General features: G+C 69.7%; 20 protein-coding genes. 5 read left to right on the plus strand and 15 right to left on the minus strand.

Features of this window, described 5'->3' with window-relative positions; genetic code table 11:
• Window positions 1-312: 312 nt before the first annotated feature.
• Window positions 313-2,937: an ATP-dependent chaperone ClpB gene (clpB, locus tag VF632_RS03885; RefSeq protein WP_349263964.1), complete on the minus strand. Its 2,625-nt coding sequence runs from the start codon at window positions 2,935-2,937 to the stop codon at window positions 313-315.
• A 559-nt stretch (window positions 2,938-3,496) separates the two neighbouring features.
• Between clpB and VF632_RS03890 the strand changes: the two genes are divergently transcribed.
• On the plus strand, window positions 3,497-4,066 hold the full coding sequence (locus VF632_RS03890; RefSeq protein ID WP_331021539.1) for a hypothetical protein: 570 nt from the start codon (window positions 3,497-3,499) through the stop codon (window positions 4,064-4,066).
• A gap of 256 nt (window positions 4,067-4,322) precedes the next feature.
• On the opposite strand, the gene VF632_RS03895 is transcribed toward VF632_RS03890, so the two are convergent.
• Window positions 4,323-6,851, minus strand: coding sequence for a M14 metallopeptidase family protein (locus tag VF632_RS03895; protein ID WP_331021540.1), 2,529 nt, complete (start codon window positions 6,849-6,851; stop codon window positions 4,323-4,325).
• 217 nt (window positions 6,852-7,068) lie between these two features.
• On the opposite strand from VF632_RS03895, the gene VF632_RS03900 reads away from it, so the two are divergent.
• Genes VF632_RS03900 through VF632_RS03915 form a run of 4 tightly spaced genes read left to right on the plus strand, consistent with a single transcriptional unit; the run spans window position 7,069 to window position 9,081 of the window.
• Window positions 7,069-7,656, plus strand: a complete 588-nt coding sequence (locus VF632_RS03900) for a hypothetical protein (protein WP_331021541.1) — start codon at window positions 7,069-7,071, stop codon at window positions 7,654-7,656.
• On the plus strand, window positions 7,653-7,877 hold the full coding sequence (locus VF632_RS03905) for a hypothetical protein (RefSeq protein WP_331021542.1): 225 nt from the start codon (window positions 7,653-7,655) through the stop codon (window positions 7,875-7,877). Before VF632_RS03900 ends, VF632_RS03905 begins: the two co-directional genes overlap by 4 nt.
• A complete protein-coding gene (locus VF632_RS03910; protein ID WP_331021543.1) occupies window positions 7,874-8,458 on the plus strand; it encodes a hypothetical protein in 585 nt (194 codons plus the stop codon). The genes VF632_RS03905 and VF632_RS03910 overlap by 4 nt, the downstream gene beginning before the upstream one ends.
• Window positions 8,455-9,081, plus strand: coding sequence for a tetratricopeptide repeat protein (locus tag VF632_RS03915; protein ID WP_331021544.1), 627 nt, complete (start codon window positions 8,455-8,457; stop codon window positions 9,079-9,081). The genes VF632_RS03910 and VF632_RS03915 overlap by 4 nt, the downstream gene beginning before the upstream one ends.
• Window positions 9,082-9,184: 103 nt before the next feature.
• Here the strand turns inward: VF632_RS03915 and VF632_RS03920 are convergent, their stop codons facing one another.
• The 13 genes from VF632_RS03920 to VF632_RS03980 all read right to left on the minus strand — a co-directional run bounded on the left by VF632_RS03920 (window position 9,185) and on the right by VF632_RS03980 (window position 21,595).
• A complete protein-coding gene (locus VF632_RS03920; RefSeq protein WP_331021545.1) occupies window positions 9,185-10,165 on the minus strand; it encodes a hypothetical protein in 981 nt (326 codons plus the stop codon).
• A gap of 102 nt (window positions 10,166-10,267) precedes the next feature.
• Complete coding sequence (locus VF632_RS03925; protein ID WP_331021546.1) at window positions 10,268-10,684, minus strand: hypothetical protein; 417 nt, start codon at window positions 10,682-10,684, stop codon at window positions 10,268-10,270.
• A 170-nt stretch (window positions 10,685-10,854) separates the two neighbouring features.
• Window positions 10,855-11,190: a cupin domain-containing protein gene (locus tag VF632_RS03930; RefSeq protein ID WP_331021547.1), complete on the minus strand. Its 336-nt coding sequence runs from the start codon at window positions 11,188-11,190 to the stop codon at window positions 10,855-10,857.
• A 56-nt stretch (window positions 11,191-11,246) separates the two neighbouring features.
• Window positions 11,247-11,420 carry a hypothetical protein gene (locus VF632_RS03935; protein WP_331021548.1) on the minus strand — a complete coding sequence of 58 codons (174 nt, stop codon included), beginning with the start codon at window positions 11,418-11,420 and terminating at the stop codon, window positions 11,247-11,249.
• Window positions 11,421-11,822: 402 nt separating this feature from the next.
• Window positions 11,823-12,707 carry an NAD(+)/NADH kinase gene (locus tag VF632_RS03940; RefSeq protein ID WP_331021549.1) on the minus strand — a complete coding sequence of 295 codons (885 nt, stop codon included), beginning with the start codon at window positions 12,705-12,707 and terminating at the stop codon, window positions 11,823-11,825.
• Window positions 12,704-14,644 carry a 1-deoxy-D-xylulose-5-phosphate synthase gene (gene dxs, locus VF632_RS03945; RefSeq protein ID WP_331021550.1) on the minus strand — a complete coding sequence of 647 codons (1,941 nt, stop codon included), beginning with the start codon at window positions 14,642-14,644 and terminating at the stop codon, window positions 12,704-12,706. The genes VF632_RS03940 and dxs overlap by 4 nt, the downstream gene beginning before the upstream one ends.
• Window positions 14,645-15,074: 430 nt before the next feature.
• Window positions 15,075-15,566 carry a hypothetical protein gene (locus VF632_RS03950; protein ID WP_331021551.1) on the minus strand — a complete coding sequence of 164 codons (492 nt, stop codon included), beginning with the start codon at window positions 15,564-15,566 and terminating at the stop codon, window positions 15,075-15,077.
• Window positions 15,567-15,580: 14 nt separating this feature from the next.
• Entirely contained in the window at window positions 15,581-16,099 is a 519-nt protein-coding gene (locus tag VF632_RS03955) for a hypothetical protein (protein WP_331021552.1), read from the minus strand.
• An 8-nt stretch (window positions 16,100-16,107) separates the two neighbouring features.
• A complete protein-coding gene (locus VF632_RS03960; RefSeq protein ID WP_331021553.1) occupies window positions 16,108-16,569 on the minus strand; it encodes a divergent PAP2 family protein in 462 nt (153 codons plus the stop codon).
• Complete coding sequence (locus VF632_RS03965) at window positions 16,566-17,501, minus strand: farnesyl diphosphate synthase (protein WP_331021554.1); 936 nt, start codon at window positions 17,499-17,501, stop codon at window positions 16,566-16,568. The genes VF632_RS03960 and VF632_RS03965 overlap by 4 nt, the downstream gene beginning before the upstream one ends.
• Entirely contained in the window at window positions 17,498-17,743 is a 246-nt protein-coding gene (xseB, locus tag VF632_RS03970; protein WP_331021710.1) for an exodeoxyribonuclease VII small subunit, read from the minus strand. The genes VF632_RS03965 and xseB overlap by 4 nt, the downstream gene beginning before the upstream one ends.
• Before the next feature lie 178 nt (window positions 17,744-17,921).
• On the minus strand, window positions 17,922-19,913 hold the full coding sequence (locus VF632_RS03975) for a helicase-associated domain-containing protein (RefSeq protein ID WP_331021555.1): 1,992 nt from the start codon (window positions 19,911-19,913) through the stop codon (window positions 17,922-17,924).
• Window positions 19,910-21,595 (minus strand): DNA repair helicase XPB, encoded by a 1,686-nt coding sequence (locus VF632_RS03980; protein ID WP_331021556.1) that lies wholly within the window; start codon window positions 21,593-21,595, stop codon window positions 19,910-19,912. Before VF632_RS03980 ends, VF632_RS03975 begins: the two co-directional genes overlap by 4 nt.
• Between the last annotated feature and the right edge of the window lie 46 nt (window positions 21,596-21,641).

Genomic DNA, 21,641 nt, shown 5'->3' on the forward strand with positions numbered 1-21,641 from the left:
CGGTGCGTAGACGCCACACACTCCTACGTCGACGACGGGTTTGACGCGGCCTCAAACCTACGCTCCCACGGCATTTTTGCAGACTGCGCCTTGTATTTCGGCCCTGACACCCCTATCAGAGATGTGGGTAATGGGTAGCCCTGCGCAGCGGGGGCAGGGGGCCGGGGGGTGGGGGCTCTCTCGGCATGCACCGGCAATCCGTCTCAAGGGAGCGAAGTTCCCTTCCCGGGGACGATCGGGCCAGGCAGGCACACCCGCCCGGATTCGATTGTACTAACGCACTAACGCACTGACGCACTCACGCACTTCCCCTCAGGCGGCGCGCGCCTCCGCCGGCCCCGCCCCAACGCTGCGGAACGAGATCCGCCCCGCCTCCGCGTCCACCACCACCGTATCCCCCTCCTCGAACTCGCCCTCCAACACGTGCAGCGCCAGCGGGTTCTGCACCAGGCGCTGGATGGCGCGCTTCAGCGGGCGGGCGCCGTACGCCGGGTCGTAGCCCTCCTCGGCGATCAGCTCCCGGGCCGCGTCCGTCACCTGCAGCCCCAGCTTGCGGTCCGCCAGCAGCGCCTCCAGCCGCTTCAGCTGCAGGTCGACGATGGTCTTCAGCTCCGGACGGCCCAGCGGACGGAAGACGATCGTCTCGTCTACGCGGTTCAGGAACTCCGGGCGGAAGTGGCGCCGCAGCTCCGCCATCACCGCGTTCTCCACCCCCACGGCCGTCGCCCGGTCCGCCAGCTCCGCCGCGCGCTCCAGGATGAGCGGGCTTCCGAGGTTGCTGGTCATGATGATGACCGCGTTGCGGAAGTTTACCATCCGACCCTGGCTGTCCGTCACACGGCCATCGTCCAGGATCTGCAGCAGGATGTTGAACACGTCCGGGTGCGCCTTTTCGATCTCGTCGAACAGGACCACCGAGTACGGGCGCCGGCGCACGGCCTCGGTCAGCTGTCCGCCCTCCTCGTAGCCCACGTACCCCGGGGGGGCGCCCACCAGGCGGCTGACGGCGTGCTTCTCCATGTACTCCGACATGTCGATGCGCACCATCGCCTCCTCGTCGTCAAAGAGGAACTCAGCCAGGGCGCGGGCCGTCTCCGTCTTTCCGACGCCCGTGGGCCCCAGGAAGATGAAGCTGCCGATGGGGCGGTTGGGATCCTGCATCCCCGCGCGGCTGCGGCGCACGGCGTTGGCGACTGCTTCCGTGGCCTCCGGCTGGCCGATCACGCGCTTGTTCAGGTGCTGGTCCAGCTTGGCCAGCCGCTCGCGGTCGCTCTGCACCATGCGGCTGACGGGGATGCCCGTCCACCGTGCCACCACCTCGGCGATGTCGTCGCTGTCCACCTCTTCCTTCAGGAAGCGCGACGTCTTCTGCAGCTCGTGCAGGCGCGCGTCGTCCTGCTCGATCTCCTTCTGCAGCGAGGGGATCTGCCCGTACTGGATCTCGGCCGCGCGGTTCAGGTCGCCCGTGCGGCTGGCGCGGTCCAGCTCCACCTTCAGTTCGTCCAGCTTCTCCTTCTTCTGGCGCATCAGCTGGATGGCCGCCTTTTCGGCCTGCCACTGCGCCTTCATCCCTGACGAGCGCTCGCGCAGCTCCGCCAGCTCCTGCTCCAGCCGCTGCAGCCGGTCGCGCGACTCGGCGTCGCTCTCGCGCCCCAGCGCCTGCCGCTCGATCTCCAGCTGCATGATGCGGCGCTCCACCTCGTCGATCTCCTGCGGTAGCGAGTCGATCTCGATGCGCAGGCGGCTGGCGGCCTCGTCGATCAGGTCGATGGCCTTGTCCGGCAGGAACCGGTCGCCGATGTAGCGGTTGGAGAGCGTCGCCGCCGCCACGATGGCCGGGTCGGTGATGCGCACGCCGTGGTGCACCTCGTACCGCTCCTTGAGGCCGCGCAGAATGGCGATGGTGTCCTCGACGGACGGCTCGCCCACGAACACCGGCTGAAAGCGCCGCTCCAGCGCCGCGTCCTTTTCGATGTACTGGCGGTACTCGTCGAGCGTGGTCGCGCCGACGACGCGCAGCTCGCCGCGGGCCAGCGCCGGCTTCAGCATGTTGCCGGCGTCGGGCGAGCCCTCGGTCTTGCCCGCGCCCACGATGGTGTGAAGCTCGTCGATGAAGACGATGAACTTGCCCTGCGAGTCGCTCAGCTCCTTGAGCACGGCCTTCAGGCGCTCCTCGAACTCGCCGCGGAACTTGGCGCCCGCCAGCATGGCGCTGATGTCCAGCGAGATCAGCGTCTTGTCGCGCAGCCCCTCGGGCACGTCGCCGTTGATGATGCGCTGCGCCAGCCCCTCGACGATGGCCGTCTTGCCCACCCCCGGCTCGCCGATGAGCACCGGGTTGTTCTTGGTGCGGCGGCTGAGCACCTGCACCACGCGGCGGATCTCCTCGTCGCGGCCGATCACCGGGTCCAGCTTGCCGCGGCGCGCGCGCTCGGTGAGGTCGGTGCTGAAGCGCTGCAGCGCCTGGTACTTGTCTTCCGGGCTCTGGTCCGTCACCCGGTGCGAGCCGCGCACCTGCTCCAGCGCCTGCCGCAGCGCGTCGGCCCCGGCAGACTGCGCCTTGAGCAGGTCGCGCGTGCTGAAGCCCTTGTCGGCCAGCCCCAGCAGCAGGTGCTCGGTGCTCACGTACTCGTCGCCCAGCTTGCGGGCCTCGTCCTCGGCGCGGTCCAGCGCCTCGTTCAGCTCGCGCGAGATGGTGGGCTGCGAGCCGCCGGACTGCTTCGGGAGGCGCGCCGACGCGGCGTCCACCTCGGTCCGCAGCCGGGTGACGTTCACGCCCACCTTCTGCAGGATGGGCACGACGATGCCCTCCGCCTGCGCGATCAGCGCCGACAACAGGTGAAGGTCCTCGATGGACGGGTTGCCCGCCTTCCGGGCCTCGTTCGCGGCGGACTGAATGGCTTCTGTCGATTTGACAGTCAGCCGGTCGAAGTTGATCATCGCTCCTCTACATCGAAGAAATTCATGCGTCACCCATTCGCCAACAGCGGCCGCCATTCTCGTGGTTTCCAGTTGATCACCACGCGGACCCGCCGGGCGTTGCTGCCGCTGAGAAAGACAAGTTCCATACCGCCCCGCTCTGCCATCCCGTCAGGCGTACGTCCCGCGCAAACCGACGCGCGAGGGGCCCAAGGAAGGGGCCCCGCTGGCGGCCGGTGAGGCCTCGCGGCAGCCCAGGGCCAGACTCGCCCAGCCGGTTCACGACGCTCGCCCGCCGGACGTTCGCCGGCCGTCGGTGCGGCACAACAGACCCATGCCTGCGTGAAATGGGACACAACCCTCCGGATGCGCGTGTTGGCGCACGGGCTACCGATCCGCGCATCCACCTGTCCAGCAATAACTTGGTACACGTAGCGCCGCACGGCCCCGGTATTGCGCTTCCGCAAGGCGCCACATCTCGGGCACTCCGATCCCGGCAGGCACTCCATCGGCGCGGCCCGCCCTCCAGAATCCCCGTGGCAACCTTCATCCCGCTTCATCTTTCCTGAGAGGATCCATGAGAATGCACATCTCCACGCGCGGCCTGGCATGCCTGGCCGCCACGCTCCTGGCGCTGGCTTCGGCGCAGCCGGCCCAAGCGCAGGCCAACACTGCCGTCGGGCGATGGCGGCTGTCGTTCTTCAACGACAACACGCCGGGCCTCGCGCCCATGGCGATCCAGGACATCTGCATCCTAGCCAACGGAACATGGTATTCGCCCAGCTTCATGGGGTGGCGGGGACGGTGGTTTCAGAAGGGAACGGTTCCCGCCGGGAACGGCGACCGCGTGCGGATGCTGGGGAACTACGCCAACGGAGTCGGAAACGACGGTGCCGAGATCGAATTCGTGACGGTGAACATGATGACGGGCGCCTGGACGGAGTGGCGCGATTTTCCCAACGCATTCTTCGTGTGGACGCGCGTGACCCTGATCCGCAGTGCGCCCACGTGCCCGCCCATGCCTCAGGCGGCTCCGCAACCCAACGCGCGCGAGGTGGTCCGCAACCCGCTCGATCCGGGTGGCGCGGTTCCGCGTGACGTCCCCGGGCGCGACGACAACGTGCAGCTGCGTACCGAGCAGCCATAAGCTCCACAGAAGGCGGCCGGGGAGCACGCGCCGGGCGTGCTCCCCGGCCCCTCACCACCATCGAAGAAGCCCCGCCGGCTGTCCGGCGGGGCTTCTTGCGTACCATGGCGTGCCGGACTTTTAGCGCCAGCACGCCGTGGGTGCGCCCCTGCATTGACTGCGGTTCGCACGGGCAGCGCGTCCCCGGCTCACCGGTGCGCTCCGTGCCCCCACAGCGGCCACTTCGTGAGGCCGGCTCGTCAGGACTCCGAGGAGATCACGGCCCCAGCAGGATGGCGTTCACGTACAGCGGGTTCGTGGAGCGCCAGAACAGGCGGAAGAGCGGGTCGTCGGCGAACAGCACCACGCTTCCCCGCCCCATGCGCCGCGTGACGACCCAGCCGCCCTCCTCCAACCGGCGGACGTTCTCGGGACTGATGACGCCGGAGATGCGGTTCAGCCGGGCCGGGAAGTAGGCCAGGGTCTCCACGTTCTCGGCCGGCTCGAAGACCAGCGTGCCCGCGTGCAGGGCGAAGGTCTCGCCCGGGCGCCCGTCCAGCCCCGCCCCGAACGCCAGCGGGTGCGCGGGATCCAGCCGCACGGGGAGGATGGCGCCGGGCACCTCCTGCCGCCACTCGCGCCGCTGGCGCTCCTCGCGCCCCTCCAGGAAGCGCGACACGCCACCACGCGCGCTGTCCGCCTGGCCGCGCTCGCGCACCTTGACCTCTGCCATGCCGGCCGCCACCTCGGCGCCGCCGGCGACCGCGACCAGGCGGCCGCCGTTCTGGATCCAGGTCTTCAGCGCCTCGTCGGCCCCGCGCAGGGCGCGCGGCGACGCGTCGGGGAGCACCAGGACGTCGTACTCCGACAGGTCCAGCGAGGCCAGCTCGCTGCCCAGCACGGCGTCGAACGGCATCCCCATCTCCTGCTCCAGGAAGAACCAGTGCGCGCCGAACGAGGTGGGGGCCACGCCCTCGCCGCCGATCACCGCCACGCGCGGCAGCCTGCGGCCGATCACGTTTTCGCTGCCCAGGTCGATGCCGCTTTCCGCCAGCCCCGACGCCACCGGCACGGCCATGCCGCCCAACCCGGCCCGGGTGAGGCGCGCCTGCACCGAGTCGCCGCGCGCGGGGATGAACCACGTGCCCGCCGGCCAGCGCCGTCCCGCGTAGGTGGAAGGCTTGGTGACCACGCTCGCCCGTCCGCCGGCCGCCAGGAAGCGAACCATCGGGCCCGCGGCGGCACCGCCGGGCGCCACCAGCCAGCCGTAGCCGGCCGCGGGCACCTGCGCCGTCACGGCCTCGCCCGCGGGGGCGGGCACCGGGGCCCATCCGCCTCCCGCGCCGGCCGGGGCGCGGAAGGCCGCCACGCCGTACGCGTACGGCAGCGACCAGGCGCTCACGTCGTACGAGTACTCGGCGCGCAGCTCCGTCTCGGGCTGCAGCAGGGTGATGGCCAGGCGCCCCATCGGCTGGCGGGCGCGCACCCTGTACGTCCCCGCCGGGAACTGCGTGCGGTCGGTGAAGCCCGGGAACGGGTCGGCGCCCGTGGAGAAGCCCGCCGTGGCGCGCTCCACCTCGATCCCTTGGCGGCGCAGGTGGCTCACCATCGACTCCACGCGCGTGGGATCGTCGCCCGGCACCAGCAGGAAGTCGCGCTCGCCGCGCCCGGCGCCGCGCTGGCCCTCGGCGTAGTCCAGCAGCAGCCGGCTCTTGCCCGTCGCGGCCGTGCGCAGCGTAGCCTGGCCGCTGGTGCGGTGGTGCTGGGCGCGGTCGTGAAGCGTCAGCGTGTCGCCGGACTCCTGCTGGATGGCCAGCCCCGCCGCGCCGTGCCCCGCCTGCTCGTACGTCATCCCCACGGCGCCGGTCAGGCTGGGCCACGAGTCGCCGTAGCCGGGGTAGAACAGGTCGAACGCCTCGCCCGTGTAGTAGGCCCACCCCTGCGCATCGAACGCCCGCGCGTTCCCCTGCCCGAAGCGGCGCCCCCACTCCAGGATGTGATCCGGGTAGATGGGGTTGATGGGTGCCGCCGCGGGAAAGAAGAAGTACGACGAGTTGTAGTACATCTCGTGGAAGTCTACGTGCACCTGCGGATTGTACTGGAACCACGTGGCCAGCCGCGCCTTGGTTTCCGGCTGCGTGGCCCACGACCAGTCGCGGTTCAGGTCGAACAGGTAGTGGTTGAAGCGCCCCCCGGGCCACGGCTCGCGGTGCTCGCGCGCCTGCGGGTTCACGTTGGGCCGCGCGCCCGAGACCGACTGGAACCACTGCACGTAGCGGTCGCGGCCGTCCGGGTTGGCGACGGGATCGATGATGACGACCACGGAATCGAGCACGCCGCGCACCTCGGGCGCGCCGCGGGCCAGGTCCCACGCCGTGTACAGGGCCGCCTCGCTGGACGACGTCTCGTTGCCGTGCACGCCGTAGCTGAAGTAGACCACTGCGGGATTGGTCGCGGCGATCTGGGCGGCGCGCGGGGCCGGCGTCTCGGGCCGGGAGAGCTCGGCGTTGGCGGCCAGGATGCGCGGCAGCGCCTGCAGGTTCTGCGGCGACGCGATCACCAGCTGGAACAGCTCGCGGCCTTCCGGTGTCCTGCCGTAGGGCCGGTAGTCGACCAGGTCCGAGGCCTGGGCCAGCGCCTGCGAGTAGCGCTGCACCCCGGCGTAGGGCGTGAACCGCTCGCCCAGCTGATGGCCCAGCACCTCGGCGGGCGACGGGGGCGCCTGCTGGGCGGCGAGCGCCTGCGCGGCCACCAGTGCCGCGAACACGGCGGGCAGCGCCCGCGTGCGTGTGGATGAACGTGCCATTCGTTCGCCTGGCATGTGGTTCCGGTTGAGAATACGTGCGTTCGGTCCGAAGCTACCGGCCATGCAAGGGCCGCGCAACGCGTACGGGTTGACACGCCCGTGCGGCGCCGGTAGCCTCAGCCGCCCGGTGCCTGACGGATCGGCTTCGACTGGAATCGACACGAAGTGCGGCGTATTATCCGCAAAATCCGTAAGAGGTTACGCATTGATGGTGAAAGTGGATCGTCACGTCTGGACTCCCGTTTTCCTGGCGTTCTCGCTCGCCGCCTGCGGTGGCGACGAGAAGCCGGCTGGAGTGATGGCGCGCGAGAAGTTCGTGGCGGCCAACGTGGCCGTGCGCACCCTTCCCGCGAACGCCACGGACGCGGACCGCGCCGCCGCGCTCAAGAAGCAGCGCGTCACCGAAAAGCAGATGAAGGCGTGGGTGAACGCCCACGCGCGCGACGCGGAGACGCTGTCCATCACCTGGGAGGAGATCGCCAAGAAGGTGGACAGCCTGACGACGCAGCGACCCGGTTTAGCGGACTCGGCCGGCGCCGGGCCCCCGCCGTCGTTGGGCGGGCCTCCGACGATCCCGCCACAGTCCGCCCCGCCTGGGGTACGCCCGCGCAAGGACAGCCTGGTCGACATCGTCCCCGGCGCACGGCGTCCTGGGTTCCCCCGGCCCGGCGGCTCGCCCCTGCGCCGCCCGCCGAGCGAACAGGACCGTCCCATCCCGCCGCCCTCGAACCTTCCGCAGGACCCGAGGGTCGCGCCCGTGCAGGCGCCCATTGCCCCCGCGCGCCCGGCGAAGCCGCCCCGATGAGCGACACCAGCCCGGAAGCCGCCGCCATCCAGGACGAGATCATCCGGCGGATGACCGGGGAGCAGCGGCTCCTGCTGGCGATCGAGATGAGTGAGTTTGCGCGCGAGCTCGCTGCAGCCCGCCTGCGCCAGGAGCACCCGGAGTGGACCGACTGGGAGATCAAGCGCGAGCTCCTGCGCTACGCCTTCGAGGGCCAGCCGCTGCCGCCGATCCTGCGGTGACCACGCGAGATCTGTTCAGCCGTGTCCTCCGCGCGCTGGACCAGGCCGGAATCCCGCGCATGCTCACCGGGTCATTCGCGAGTTCCTTCCATGGCGCGCCTCGGGCCACGCAGGACATCGATCTCGTGATCTCCCCCACGCCCGACCAGGTACGCGCGTTCGTCCTTCAACTTCCCAGGACCGAGTACTACGTCGACGAGAACGCTGCGCTCGAGGCGGTCCGCAGCGAAGGGCAGTTCAACGTCATCGACTTGGCCACGGGCTGGAAGATCGATCTGATCGTTCGCAAGTCGCGGGCATTCAGCCTTGAGGAATTTGAGCGCCGTGCAGCGGGTGAGATCGAAGGCGTTCGCATCGATATCACGAGTGTCGAGGACCTGATCGTCGCGAAGCTCGAGTGGGCCAGGATGGGGGGGTCGGAACGGCAGGTTGAAGACGCTGCGATGTTGCTGCGCAGGCGAAAAGCGGCGATCGACGTAGGTTATATCGAACGGTGGGTACGGGTGCTTGGAGTCGACGAGCAGTGGAAGGCGGCTCGGGCCAGGGCTAAAGCGCTCGCGCCACGCCAGGGAACACCATGAACCGCACCACGCGGCTGAAGCTGGGCTACATAGCCGTGTTCCTGACCGTTGCCGCGCTCGTGGTCACGCTCCTGGTGTGGGTAGCCGGCCCGCTCGGCTTCTTTTTCGCCGCGCTGCTCACAATCCTCCCGGGCCGGCTGCAGGGCGTGTTCTACCGCGACTTCTTCCGTGGCCGCCGGCTTCTCGCAGCGGGCAAGCCCGAAGAGGCGATCCCGGAGTTCGAGCGGTTCCTGGAGACGATCCGCGACCGTCCGGGGCTCAAGAAGCTGGTGTGGCTGCAATGGGCGGTGTACTCGCCGGATGTGGAGGTGATGACCCTCAACAACCTGGGCACCGCACAGTACCACCTGGGTGAGTTGGATGTGGCGGAGGGCTACCTGCGTGAGGCGCTGCGGCTGGATCCCGTCTACCCGATTGCCTACTACAACCTCGCGCTGATCGCCGCCGAGCGCGACGACGACGCCAAAGCCGAGCGACTGCTGGGCGAAGCGCACCGGCTGGGCTACACGCGTGGAAGCCTCGATCAGGTTCTCGGACGCGCGGGCAATGCGCTCGCTCGGCTGGAAGGCCGCGGCCCGCCGCAAGCCACCGCCCCGACGAGTTCGCCGCCGACGCCGGAATGAGCGGCACCAGCCCAAAGCCGCTGCCATCCGCGGCGGAGCAACTTCGCGCGCGACCTCGCGGCGCGGGAGTGGGTTCGCCCCGTCTTGCCGTCCTCGCCCAAGCCTACGGGAGGGCCGACCCACTGCTGATCCGGTAGAGATTGGATTGGCCGTTGTGCACGACCGGGTTCCCAGTAGAGTCCTGGCGCATGCTCGCGAAGTAGATCCACCCCCCATCGGGGGAGAACGATGGCGTAAAGTCGAACCCCGATGAGTTGATCTCGCCTTCCAGCAGCCGGGCGGTCGACCAGCCCTCGGCCGTGCGTCGGCTCGCGTAAACGTCTGCTTGGCCCCGGCCTCCCGCACGATCGCTCCAGAACAGGAGGGTTTGGCCGTCGCGCGAGAATTCAGGGTCGCTGTCGCTCGCCTCGGTGTTGACCCCGTCCAGTGCTTCCGCCGGCCCGAAACCGGTTGCGCCCTCGCGCGAACGGTAGATGTCGAGCATCCGCGCCCGCCCTCCGCGCGACGACGCGAAGTAGAGCGAACCGGCGTGCCACGTGGGCCCCAGTTCCTGGGCACGGCTGTTCACCGCGTCGCCCAGGTGCTCGGGCGTTCCCCATCCCCCTTGTACCCGCCGCACGCGCCAGATGTCCAGGTCGGCGCGCGCCGAGTCCCGGTCCGGCGCCGGGCGATTGGAGATGAAGTAGAGCGTGTTGCCGTCCGGGGAAAACGTGGGATCGGTATCGCTGTAGCGCGGGTCGGTGAACACGATCGGCTGGGCAGGGCTCCAGCGCCCGTCCCGCAGATGCGAAACGAGGATGCGCGCGTTGCGGAACTCCGGCTCCGAGCGGGCGAACACGAGCGTGCGCCCGTCTGGACTCAGGCTGGGGTTGTACTCGTTCGCCGCGGTGGAGAGCGTCCCTTCCGCGACCAACTCGGCGGTCCCCGCCGGGAAACCGCCTGCGGAGGATGTCTGCTGAAGTGAGGCGCACGCTGGAACGGAAAGCACGAGTAGCGCCGAAAAGAAACGCATCTGGAGCAATGGCAAGAGAGCGGAAATCAGGATCAGCCGGTAGCTGGACAACATCGGCCTGCCGCGGGGCACTCGCAAGAACAATCGGAATCGGGGCCGGGCGGCACCGCTCGCTATCAGGAGTTGAAGCGAACGCCCACACTGCCCCGATACGCGCCCGGACACGGAGAACCGCTACTCGATATACAGGTCCACCACGCCGCGCGTGCGGTCGGCGCTGGCAACGACGAACACCCTGCCGCCATGCGTGAACTCCTCTGGCCTCGCCGACAAACATTCGGCTACGGCGAACACCTGTCCCACCTCGGGGCCACCGACCGCCTCCTGGCTGTTCTGAGGGGGGCAATGGAACGGCGTAAAGCTCCACCCCTCCAGCAACCTCGGATAATCGTGCCGATCCACCCTGAACGCACACTTCGTCAGCACGTCCGTGAAGCCCCACGACACGCACTCGACGCCTTGCACGCTCGCCGGCAGCTTCACTTGCAGCACGCTGCGGTCATCGGATTCGCGCAGGAACAGCCACCAGATCGCGGCCCCGATCGCCAGCACGGGGACGGTGAGGAGCCAGCGACGACGACGTGCAGGCATGCGCTCTGGATTGCTTACAGCAGAGGGTGGAGAAGAACGTCTGACCGGGGAAGCGAACCAGGCGCACCGGCTGCGGCGCGCGGCGGACGACGACGCGCTGGCCGGGGACTAGCGTCTCGCTCTCCTGGCTGTCGATAGTCAGCGTTCGCGCGCTGACGTACGGACGTGTCCTAGCCCAGGTTCTCCTGGATGAACGTCGAACTGAGATGGACGTCCATCTGCACCAGGGGTCCATCCCCCACGCAGCGAAAGCTGTGCACCTCGCCGGCCTTGATCACCAGGATGTCCCCCGCGCCGGCCTCGAACGTCTCCCCATCCACCGTATAAAGGCCGCGGCCTTCCTGGATGAACTGCACCTCGTCGTACGGGTGGCGATGCGGACCTGGTCCGCTGCCGGGCTCGCCATGGAAGAGGAACACGGAAACTCCGGTGTCCCCCTGGTCCGCACCGACGAAGCGATGCGAGCTGCCACGGAAGGGCAGGTCTTCCCGGCGGACGCGGTGCATGGGAGGAAGCGTGGGGGTTTGCGGGTGACGAGGGAAGCGCGGCTGGCGATCCTCCTCTATTTCTGTAGAGCTACGGCGTCAGCCGCCGCGCGGCTCCGGGCGACGGCGGCGAGCCGCGTCAGGTCCAGGTACAGGGTTCGGTAGCCGATGAGCTCCACCACCAGGACAGCGCCCTCGTCCACCTCCACCAGCACGTTCATCGGCCGAGCCGCCCATTGAACCGGCACCATGGCGCCCCCAGTCCGTCGACTGATCCGGGCTCCGACGACTGAGCGGCCCCTCGCCGTATCCGCGCTCAGGATGGTGCCCGCCATCCGTAACCGGCCGTCTTCCGCAATCGCGAGATCCGTCAAGTCGATCCGGAACTCGGATAACGTCATACAGCCTCCGCTTTCCCCAAGACCGTACTCCGGGGGTATGTCATTGAGGATGACGCCGCGAAGCGGAGCCTGGTCCAGGAACAGCGAAGGGCGAACTACGGGCGCGCGCGGCGGGAGCGTGGCACATCCGATCTGTGAGAGAAGCAACAGGAAGATGGCGGCGAGACGCATGAAGGTGTTCCGGTTGTAAAGCCAGGCACGGGCGAGCGGCGTTCACCCGGCACGTCAGTGATTATCGAGCCCGCATGGGCGCTACTCCCGCTCCGCCAGGTCTCCCCACTTGAGCTTGCGGCGGAGGGTGGAGAAGAAGGTCTGGCCGGGGAAGCGGACCAGGCGCACCGGCTGCGGCGCGCGGCGCACGACGACGCGTTGGCCGGGAACCAGCGTTTCGCTTTCCTGCCCGTCGATGGTCAGCAGCAGTTCCTGCGTGGGCGACAGCACCTCCACCATCACCGTTTCGTCCGCGGGCAGGATCAGCGGGCGGACGCCGAGCGTATGCGGACAGATGGGCGTGGCGATGATGCAGTCCACCGTCGGCGAGACGATGGGGCCCCCAGCGGAGAGCGAGTATGCGGTCGAGCCCGTGGGCGTGGCGAGGATGATCCCGTCGGCGCTGTAGCTGCCGACGACGTCGCGCGTGGCCGTCATGCTCAGGCGGATCACCCGCGCGGCGCCGCCCTTGTGGAGCACGGCGTCGTTCAGCGCCAGGTGGTCCCTGCCCCGCTCGCCCTCCGCCGTCTCCGTGTGCACCAGCAGCACCAGCCGTTCGTCGATGGAGAACTCCCCCGCCAGCCAGCGCGACAGCCCCGCCTCCATCTCGTCACGCGGCGCGGAGGTCAAAAATCCCAGGTGCCCCAGGTTCACGCCCAGGACGGGAATACCCTCGCGCGCCACCATCCGCGCCCCGCGCAGCAGCGTGCCGTCGCCTCCCAGCGTCAGCAGCAGGTCCAGGCCGTGGCAGGCATCGGCGGTCAGCTCCTGCCCGTCGCCCACGTGCTCGCGCAGCGGCGGCTCGTAGAAGAGCGAAACCCCCTCCCGCCCGGCGAAACTTGCCAGGCGGGCGAGGGTTTCCTTCAGCAGCGCGTAGTCCGAATGGCCGACGACGCCTACGCGGCGCGTCACGGGCGGGGCGCTCACGCCGTCTCGGCCAGGGAGCGCAGGGGCCGGCCCAGCAGCACCCGGGCGCGCGCGACGATCCCCTCCGGCGTCAGCCCCAGCTCCGCCAGCAGCTCGGCGCGCTCGCCATGCTCCACGAACAGGTCGGGCAGCCCCATCGAGGCGCCATGCACCTCCGGCCAGCGGTCGTCGATGGCCTTGCGCACGTACGCGCCGAAGCCGTTCACCACCGTCCCCTCCTCCACCGTCAGCACGGCGCGGTGGTGCGGGAACAGGCGCTCCAGGGCGGCCTCGTCCAGCGGCTTGATGAACCGGCAGTCGACCACCGTGGCGGAAATCCCCTCGCGCTGCAGCGCCTCGGCGGCGGCGACGGCGGGGAGCACCATGGTGCCGGTGGCCAGGATGGCCAGGTCGCGCCCCTGCCGCATCGTCTCCCAGGTGCCGTGCGGGATGGCGGGAATCTCCGCCACCGGCTTGGGCAGCGCGGGCACCAGCTCGCGGGGGATGCGGATGGAGAACGGGCCGCGGTCCCACGACAGCGCCGTCTTCATCAGCCCGATCAGCTCGTCGGCGTCGCGCGGCGCGGTGACGGTCATTCCCGGGATCGACAGCATGTAGCCGATGTCGATGCCGCCGTGGTGCGTGGCCCCGTCGTCGCCCGCGATGCCGGCGCGGTCCATCACGAAGATGACGGGCAGGTCCTGGAGCGCCACGTCGTGCACGATGGAGTCGAACGCGCGCTGCAGGAAGGTCGAGTAGATGGCCACGACGGGCTTGATGCCCTGCGTCGCCAGCCCGGCCGCGAAGGTGACGCCGTGCCCCTCGGCGATGCCCACGTCGAAGAAGCGGTCGGGGTGCTCCTTCTCGAAGATGTCCGTTCCCGTCCCCGTCGCCATGGCGGCGGTAATGGCGACCACGTCCTGGTCCTCGCGGGCCAGCTCCGTCAGCGCCTCGCCGAACACCTGCTGAAAGCGCGGCATCCCGCCCGCGGCGGACTTCTTGAGCGGCGCGCCGGTTTCCTTGTCGAACAGGGCCGCGGCGTGCCACTTCACCTGGTCGGCCTCGGCCGGGGCGAAGCCCTTGCCCTTGGTGGTCAGAACGTGCACCAGGCGCGGGCCCTTCATCCGCTTCACCTGCTCGAAGGTGCGGACCAGGGCGTTGATGTCGTGCCCGTCCACGGGCCCCACGTAGCGAAAGCCCAGCTCCTCGAAGAGCATGCCGGGAACGAACATCCCCTTCAGCGCGTCGTCGGCGCGAACGGCGAAGTGCTCCACCATCTCGCCCACGGTGCCCAGCCGCGGCGCCGCGTGCACGATGCGCTTCACCTCGTCGCGGATGCGGTTGTACAGCGGCGAGGTGCGCACGTCGGTGACGCGCTTGTGGATGCCCAGGTACTTGTGCAGCGCCCCCACGTTGGGGGAGATGGACATCTCGTTGTCGTTCAGGACCACGATCAGGTCGCGGTCGGTGTGGCCGGCGTTGTTGAGCGCCTCGTACGGCAGCCCGCACGTCATGCTGCCGTCGCCGATGATGGCGATGGCCTCGTAGTCTTCGCCCTTGATGTCGCGGGCGGCGGCCACGCCCACGGCGGCGGAGATGGAGGTGCCCGCGTGCCCGGCGCCGAAGACGTCGTACTCGCTTTCGTCGCGGCGCAGGAAGCCCGACAGCCCGTGGCGCTTGCGGATGGATTCCATCCGGTCGTTGCGCCCGGTGAGGATCTTGTGGGGATAGGCCTGGTGGCCCACGTCCCAGATCAGCTGGTCGCGCGGCGTGTCGAACACGCGGTGCAGGGCCACGGTAAGCTCCACCGTGCCCAGGTTGCTGCCGAAGTGGGCGCCCTTGTGGCGCGAGACCACGTCGATGATGCGGTCGCGCACTTCGCCGCACAGCGCGGGAAGTTCGCCCTCGGGGAGCGCGCGAACGTCGTCGGGGCTCTTTATTCTATCCAGAAGCGCCACTTGCGGCTCCTCGTTCTGATTCGGTCAGGATGGCCAGCCCGGAATCTCACGCCGACCTCGTCCAATTTATCTGCTGAGCGCCGCTCGGCCAACCTTTGCACCGGGTTGGGCGGGAATCGCCGTGAGAACGCCCGGTTCGGTAGGTCCCGCTGCTCACTTTATCGTACAAAGCAAAGGGCGGGCCGTCAATAGCGGCCCGCGGAGGTGGAGTTCGGGTGGTGCTACGGGTGAGGTGAGGTGCGGGAGGACTACCGGAGAGGGTCGACGGAGTTTGGTGCGGCCTCGGGGGCCCCCCATCCCCAGCCCTTCCCCCGCAAACTGCCGCGGGGGAAGGGCGCCAGTGCCGTGCGTACCCGGAGCCCGAGTGTGCATCCCGGACCGGCGGCGGAATCTGTCATCCTGCGCCCCAGGCGCACCATCCGAGCCCGGATTACCTGGGGTAGCGGCGGCTCCAGGCGGTGACGTTGTATCCGATGAACCCGCCGGTGAGGGAACCGCCGAGAACGCCCGTGAACGCCGCCACCGCCGCGATCTGGTAGGGCTCGCTCCCGCAGCCGTTCGGCTGCTCGCACAGGCCGTGGCCCGCCCCCAACCCGAGCAGCCCCAGCGCCACCCCTCCGACCACGGCCCCGACGGCAGCCCCCCGCCCCGTCGCCCGGCGCCGCAGCCACACGGTGTCGATCTGCACCAGTTGGATCGCCCGCTCGCCGCCGGCGGAGGTCACGATGAGCCTGCCGTCCCGCACTGGCCCGCAACGGCCCTGCACCAGGCTGTCACCCGCCGCCACCCGGATCCGCGCGCCTGGACAGGCGGTCCACAGCGCCGTGGTGATGGCCGAAGTGTCGGGCAACTGCGCACGAGCCGGCGTGGCCACGAGCAGCGCCGGGACGATGGCTGCCAGCACGGTGAGAAACGTCGTCATGGATCTGCAACTCATCATGGCTCCTTGATGGGGATCGCGCGCACCCAGCGCCAGAACCGGGGGCCGATCACCACCCCGACGATGCCTCCCCCGACTCCGCCCGCCGCCGCGGCTTTGATCACCGTGGAGTTATGCTCGCCGCGGCACCCCAGCGGGTTGAGACAGCCCTCCTCGCGCGTCCTGTCGGCGTACAGCCCGGCGGCCACGCTGCCGAGCAGGGCAAGCCCAATGGTCAGCTCCGGCGTGTACGACCGGCGCACCCACAGCGAATCGACCGCGACCAGCGCAACTTCCCGTTCCCCGGAACGAGTCGTCACGAGCAGCCGTCCATCCGCTACCCGGCCGCACTCTCCCCGCACGCGGCCTTCGCCCTGCACCGTCATCCTCAACTCCGCACCCGGACAGGCGGTCCACAGCGCTGTGGTGATGCGTGCCGTGTCGGCCTGCTGCGCCGCCGCGGGCCGTACGCCCACGCTCGCGATCGCAGCCAGGAGGAGCGCGCTGCGGATGGTCCAAGCGGCGGAGAGGTTCATCGGGAGGGTCACGGGTGAAGGAGAAATGCCAGCAGAGCTCCGTACAGGGCGCCGACCAGCACCTCCAGCGGCGTGTGGCCCAGGAGCTCCGCTAAGCGCTCGCTGTCGATGGTGTGGTGGTGGCGCAGGTCGTCCACGAGGCGATTGAGGGCGCGGGCCTGGTTGCCCGCCGCGCGTCGGATGCCCGTGGCGTCGTACATCACCACGAACGAGAAGAACGCGACCGCGCCGAACAGCGGCGTGTTCCACCCGTGGCCGATGCCCACCGCCGTCGACAGCGCCGTCACGGATGCCGAGTGCGCGGACGGCATTCCCCCCGTGCCGATCAGCCGGGTGAAATCAGGGCGGCGGCGGGTGAAGAACGCGCGAACGAACTTGAAGCCCTGCGCCGTGAACATCGCCAGCAGCGCCAGGGCGAGCGGCGGGTTCCACGATACCACGGGTTCAAAGAACTCGCGCAGCTCGTTCACCGGTCGCGCTCCAGGACGAAGGCGGCCAGCGCCTCCAGCTCCGGCGAGCGGATGCCCCCCCGGCGCAATGCATCCAGCGCCCGGCTCACCCGTTGGCGCGCCATCTCCCGCGCCCCGTCCAGACCGAAGAGCGAGGGATACGTGGCCTTGCCCGCCTCCGCGTCCTTGCCCGGCGTCTTCCCGAGCGCGTCGTCGCTGGCGGTGACGTCCAGCACGTCGTCCACGATCTGAAACGCCAGCCCCAGCTCGCGCCCGTACTCCGTCAGCGCCTCCAGCCGCGCATCGTCCACCCCTGCCGCCAGCGCGCCGATGCGCAGCGACGCGGCGAGCAGGGCGCCCGTCTTGTGGCGGTGGATGCGCTCCAGGCCGTCGGCATCCACCGTTCCCGATGCCTCGCCCTCCAGGTCCAGCAGCTGGCCGCCCACCATTCCCAGCGCCCCGCCCGCCCGGCAGAGCTCGGCGGCCAGGCGTCCGCGCGCTGGCGCATCGAGTTCCATCTCGCGAGCCGCATCGTCCATCACGCGGACGGCCGCGGGGATCAGCGCGGCGCCGGCGAGCAGGGCCGCGCCGGGGGTGAAGGTGACGTGAACCGTCGGCCGGCCGCGGCGTAGCGCGTCGTCGTCCATGCAGGGCAGGTCGTCGTGCACCAGCGAGTAGGTGTGCACGATCTCCAGCGCGCACGCCAGCCGGTAGACGGCGTCCGGCGTCTCTCCCGGGTGGACGACGCGCCAGGCGGATACGCAGAGGATAGGGCGCAGGCGCTTGCCCGGGGTGGCGAGCGCATACAGCACGGGCTCGCGCAGCGCGGCCGGCGCGCCCTCCGCCAGCGTAGGGGCGACGCCGTTCAGCACCGCGTTGATGCGCTCCCGCTCGCGCTCCAGAAACGCGCCGAGGTCGAACTCCGCGGCCGCGTCCGTCCGGGAATCCGTCACGGCTGCTCGGGCACGTCTTCAAAGCGGTGCCCGCCCTTTCCATCGTCCAGCAGCTGGCGGATGCGGTGGTCAGCGCCCTCCAGGACGCCCTCGGCGTGGCGGAGCAGGCGGACGCCTTCCTCGAACAGCGCGAGCGAGTCGTCCAGCTCCAGCGACTCGCCCTCGATGCGGCCCACGATCTCGTTCAGCCGGTTCAACGCGGCTTCGAAGCTGGGATTCTCCTGCGTCGCGCTTTCCATCATCACCACCGATGCTCTCCTTCGTTCGCCTGCATGGTCCGGATGCGGGAAGAATACGGCCCCGCACCCCGCGGTTCCAGTCCACACAGCCCCGCCTGACGCGAAAACGCGGAGGACGCGACAATTCCGCCGTTCCTCCGCGTTCCTCCCCGCCTCCGCGTGACCCGCCACGATTCCTCCGTCAGCTGACGAACACGCCCTGCGCGCGGAGTTTCTTCACCAGCGCGTTGCGGTCCTTGGTCGTCGCGCCGGGCAGTTCCAGCACCGTGTCGGTGATGGCGCGAACCTGCTTTCCGGCCGCGGACATCGCCCGCGCCGCCGTCTCGGGATCGGGGCATTCCAGCAGCAGCGTAGGACGAAGCTGAACCCGCCGGACGGCGCCCAGCCAGTCGCTCACCTGGCGCTCCACGTTGGCGGGCAGCGCGCGCGACGACGCGGCGCGCAGGGTGTCGAGCAGCTGCGCCGCGCTGATCCCGGTCTCCGCCGCGGCCAGCACGGAGGCGCGCGTCAGGCGGAACATCACCCCCGGCCCGGTGCCCACGCGCTGGGCCAGCCGCGCGAACTGCGCCTCCAGCCGCGGATCTGCCGCCAGGAACACGACATCGAAGTTGGGCTGCACGATCACCTCCGCTTGCGCGTCGGTGCCGTACTCGAACGTCTTCGCCGCACCGAGCAGATAGCGCCCGGCATCGGTCAGCACGAACGTCAGCCAGCCGTCGGCGGTGCGGCCCATCCGCGCTCCCCCCAGTGGCGCCAGGCGCTCGTTGAGGAACTCCAGGAGGATCTGTCCCCACAGCCGCTCCCAGTCGTGCCGCGCCGGGCGGCGGCCGTGCCACGGGATCCGCAGCGGCGTGCCCTCGCGAACGGCCTCGAGAAACGGGTTCTCCCTCTCGGAGGCGTACGCCAGGAAGTCGACGATGCGCACGGGTTCGCCGTGAAGGGCCAGGAACGAGTCCGTCAGCCACTTCCGCAAGTCCAGCGTCTTGGGAAGGTCGACGCTGAGCCGCACCGGAAAGAACTCCAGACCTTCCTCCTCGTACCAGGTGTTCGGCCTGCGGGCCTTGGACGCGCGAAACTGGTCTACCAGGGCGGCCAGGCGGTCCCGGGTAGACGCGGAAAGCCACTCCATCCCCGCCTTCGTGGGTTCCAGCGACAGGTCCTGGCCCGAGCGGCCGCTTCTCCGCGCGTACCCGGCCAGCCGCAGGACATCGGCGGCGTGCTCCACCCGCTTTTCCGCTTCGAGAGCGTTGATCCCCATCCAGTTCGGAACGGTGATCAGCCGCTCCTCGATGGCCTTGCGGGCCGCCGCGAAGATGGCCTGGTCGGTGCCGCGCAGCCGGATGGGCTCACCCGCGGCCTGCGCCAGCACGGCGGTCATGTCTTCCATCAGCCACGCGGCTTCGAAGCTTTCCGCCGGCTCCATCGGCTCCGGGCGCCCCGGGGGCGGCGCGCCCAGCCGCGCCCGCACCTGCGGCCACACCCACACCACCGGCTCGGACTCGGGCCCGCGCAGGGAGAGAAAGACGAGCAGGTAGCGCAGCGCGGCCTCCAGCCCCATCGCCACGTCCATGGTCTGCAGATCGGGCACGTGCTCGGCCAGGCTCGCCAGCGGAACCGGCGCGGGGGCCGCCAGCAGGGTCTGGACGACCCGGCGTGTGGCCACCCAGGTATGGTGATCATCGAACCGCCGGCGCTCGCTCCGGGCCGCGTGTGCCGCCTCCCACGCCGTCGCCGCCTTCCGGGTATCGGCGGCAAGGAAGGTTTCGACCCACTCCACGGAAGTGACGGTGTGCATCAGGTCGGCGCGGTCGGCGGCGAAGTTCCACCCTCGCGACCCGGATGTCGCGAGCATCTCCTCCGTCGTGAAGTGCTCCTCCAGGTATCCCATCAGCGCGCCGGGAGACGGATCGTCCCACAGCCGGCGGCGGTCGGCCGCGCGCAGCATGGTGTGGAGCACCCGGACTTCGTCCGCCGGGACCACGGTGGCCCCGGAGCCCTTGGGAACGACGAACTCCGAGTCCAGCAGCTCGTCGCGAAAGGGACCGAGGGCCGTGGGGCCGGCGCCCTGGGACGGCCGCATCGCCAGCACCACCCGGCGCGCGCCGGGCGAAAGGGCCAGGTAGCGGGGCAGCTGGTCCAGCGCCTCGCTCCAGTCGGTGGGAAAGTACTTCACCGCAGCACCTCGTCCGCGTCGGCGATGTGGTACTCGTATCCCTGCTCGCACAGGAACAGCTGGCGATTCATCGCGAACTCCTGTTCCACCGTTTCGTGCGAGACGAGCGTGTAGAAATGCGCCTGGTTGCCGCCCGCCTTGGGCCGAAGGATGCGCCCCAGCCGCTGCGCCTCTTCCTGCCGCGAGCCGAAGGTGCCGGAGACCTGGATGGCCAGCGACGCGTCGGGAAGGTCCACGGCGAAGTTGGCCACCTTGGAGACGGCCAGCACGGGGATCTTTCCATCGCGGAAGTCCGCGTAGATGCGGTCGCGCTTCGCCTGCCCGGTCGATCCCGTCAGGATGGGCACATCCAGGTCTCTCGCGATCTCCTTCAGCTGGTCCAGGTACATGCCGATGACCAGCGCCGGCTCGCCCTCGTGCTGCTGGAGGATGGCGCGCACCACCTCGGCCTTGGCGGGGTTCTCGGAGGCGATGCGGAACTGTTCGCGCCGGTCGGCGATGGCGTATTTCATCCGCACGTCGCGCGACATGGGTACGCGCACCTCGGTGCAGGTGGCGCTGGCGATCCACCCCTGGCCTTCGAGCACCTTCCACGGCACGTCGGCCTTCTTGGGGCCGATCAGCGCGAACACGTCGTCTTCGTGGCCGTCCTCGCGCACCAGCGTGGCCGTAAGCCCCAGCCGGCGGCGCGCCTGCAGCCCGGCGGTCACCTGGAAGACGGGCGCGGGAAGCAGGTGCACCTCGTCGTACACGATCAGCCCCCAGTCGCGCTCGTCGAACAGCTTCAGGTGCGTGAAATCCGCCTCCTTGCCGTTGCGGTGGGTGAGGATCTGGTACGTGGCCACCGTCACCGGCCGCACCTCCTTGGTGCCGCCGCTGTACTCGCCCACCTGGTCTTCGTGAAGCGAGGTCTTGTCCAGCAGCTCCCTCACCCACTGGCGGACCGAGGTGACGCTCGTCGTCAGGATGAGGGTCGAGGCGCCCACCTGCGCCATGGCCGCCATCCCCACGATGGTCTTGCCCGCGCCGCAGGGAAGCACCACCACCCCCGAGCCGCCACGCGCCGTGCCCGATGCATGGAAGGCCGCCGCGGCGCTCTGCTGGTACTCGCGAAGTCCGAACTCGGCTCCTCCGCGGGTCACGGAGCGGAGGTCGATGGCCAGCGGCTCGCCCGGGGTGTATCCCGCCAGGTCCTCGGCGGGATAGCCCGCCTTCACCAGCTCCTGCTTCAGCCGTCCCCGGTCGTCGGGGTACACACGAAAGGCCGTCGCCGAAAGCCGCTCCCCCAGCAGCGCCTCTACCCGGGCGCGGCGCGACACCTCTTCCATCAGGAGATCGTCCGCCGCCTCCAGCACCAGCCCGTCGGCGTCGCGGCGCAGCGTCAGGCGCCCGTACCGCGAGGCCAGGTCGCGAACGGACGTCTCCACGTGCCCAGGAACCGGGTACTTGGAAAGGTCGCGCAGGGTGGCGGTGATGTCGTCCGCGTCCACGCCCACGGAGCAGGCGTTCCACACCGAGACCGGGCTTACGCGGTAGGTGTGGATGTGCTCGGGCGACTTCACCAGTTCCGCGAAGCGCGCAAGCCGGTCGCGGGCTTCGGGATAGCGCGGGTTGTCGACCTCCACCAGCACGGTGTGGTCGCCCTGCACGATCAGCGGATTTTCGGGGCGGTACGCGGTCATCGAGACAACATTGATGGATCAGGGACGGCGTGGCGTGCACGAGGAT

The sequence above is a fragment of the Longimicrobium sp. genome (assembly GCF_036388275.1).
Lineage (GTDB): Bacteria > Gemmatimonadota > Gemmatimonadetes > Longimicrobiales > Longimicrobiaceae > Longimicrobium.

Coding starts and splice junctions, on each gene's coding strand:
- xseB (WP_331021710.1), bottom strand. CDS start 17,743: ATGATGGAAAGCGCGACGCAGGAGAATCCCAGCTTCGAAGCCGCGTTG.
- VF632_RS03895 (WP_331021540.1), bottom strand. CDS start 6,851: ATGGCACGTTCATCCACACGCACGCGGGCGCTGCCCGCCGTGTTCGCG.
- VF632_RS03890 (WP_331021539.1), top strand. CDS start 3,497: ATGAGAATGCACATCTCCACGCGCGGCCTGGCATGCCTGGCCGCCACG.
- VF632_RS03950 (WP_331021551.1), bottom strand. CDS start 15,566: ATGACGACGTTTCTCACCGTGCTGGCAGCCATCGTCCCGGCGCTGCTC.
- VF632_RS03980 (WP_331021556.1), bottom strand. CDS start 21,595: ATGACCGCGTACCGCCCCGAAAATCCGCTGATCGTGCAGGGCGACCAC.
- VF632_RS03915 (WP_331021544.1), top strand. CDS start 8,455: ATGAACCGCACCACGCGGCTGAAGCTGGGCTACATAGCCGTGTTCCTG.
- VF632_RS03930 (WP_331021547.1), bottom strand. CDS start 11,190: ATGCACCGCGTCCGCCGGGAAGACCTGCCCTTCCGTGGCAGCTCGCAT.
- VF632_RS03935 (WP_331021548.1), bottom strand. CDS start 11,420: ATGGTGCCGGTTCAATGGGCGGCTCGGCCGATGAACGTGCTGGTGGAG.
- VF632_RS03955 (WP_331021552.1), bottom strand. CDS start 16,099: ATGAACCTCTCCGCCGCTTGGACCATCCGCAGCGCGCTCCTCCTGGCT.
- VF632_RS03925 (WP_331021546.1), bottom strand. CDS start 10,684: ATGCCTGCACGTCGTCGTCGCTGGCTCCTCACCGTCCCCGTGCTGGCG.
- VF632_RS03905 (WP_331021542.1), top strand. CDS start 7,653: ATGAGCGACACCAGCCCGGAAGCCGCCGCCATCCAGGACGAGATCATC.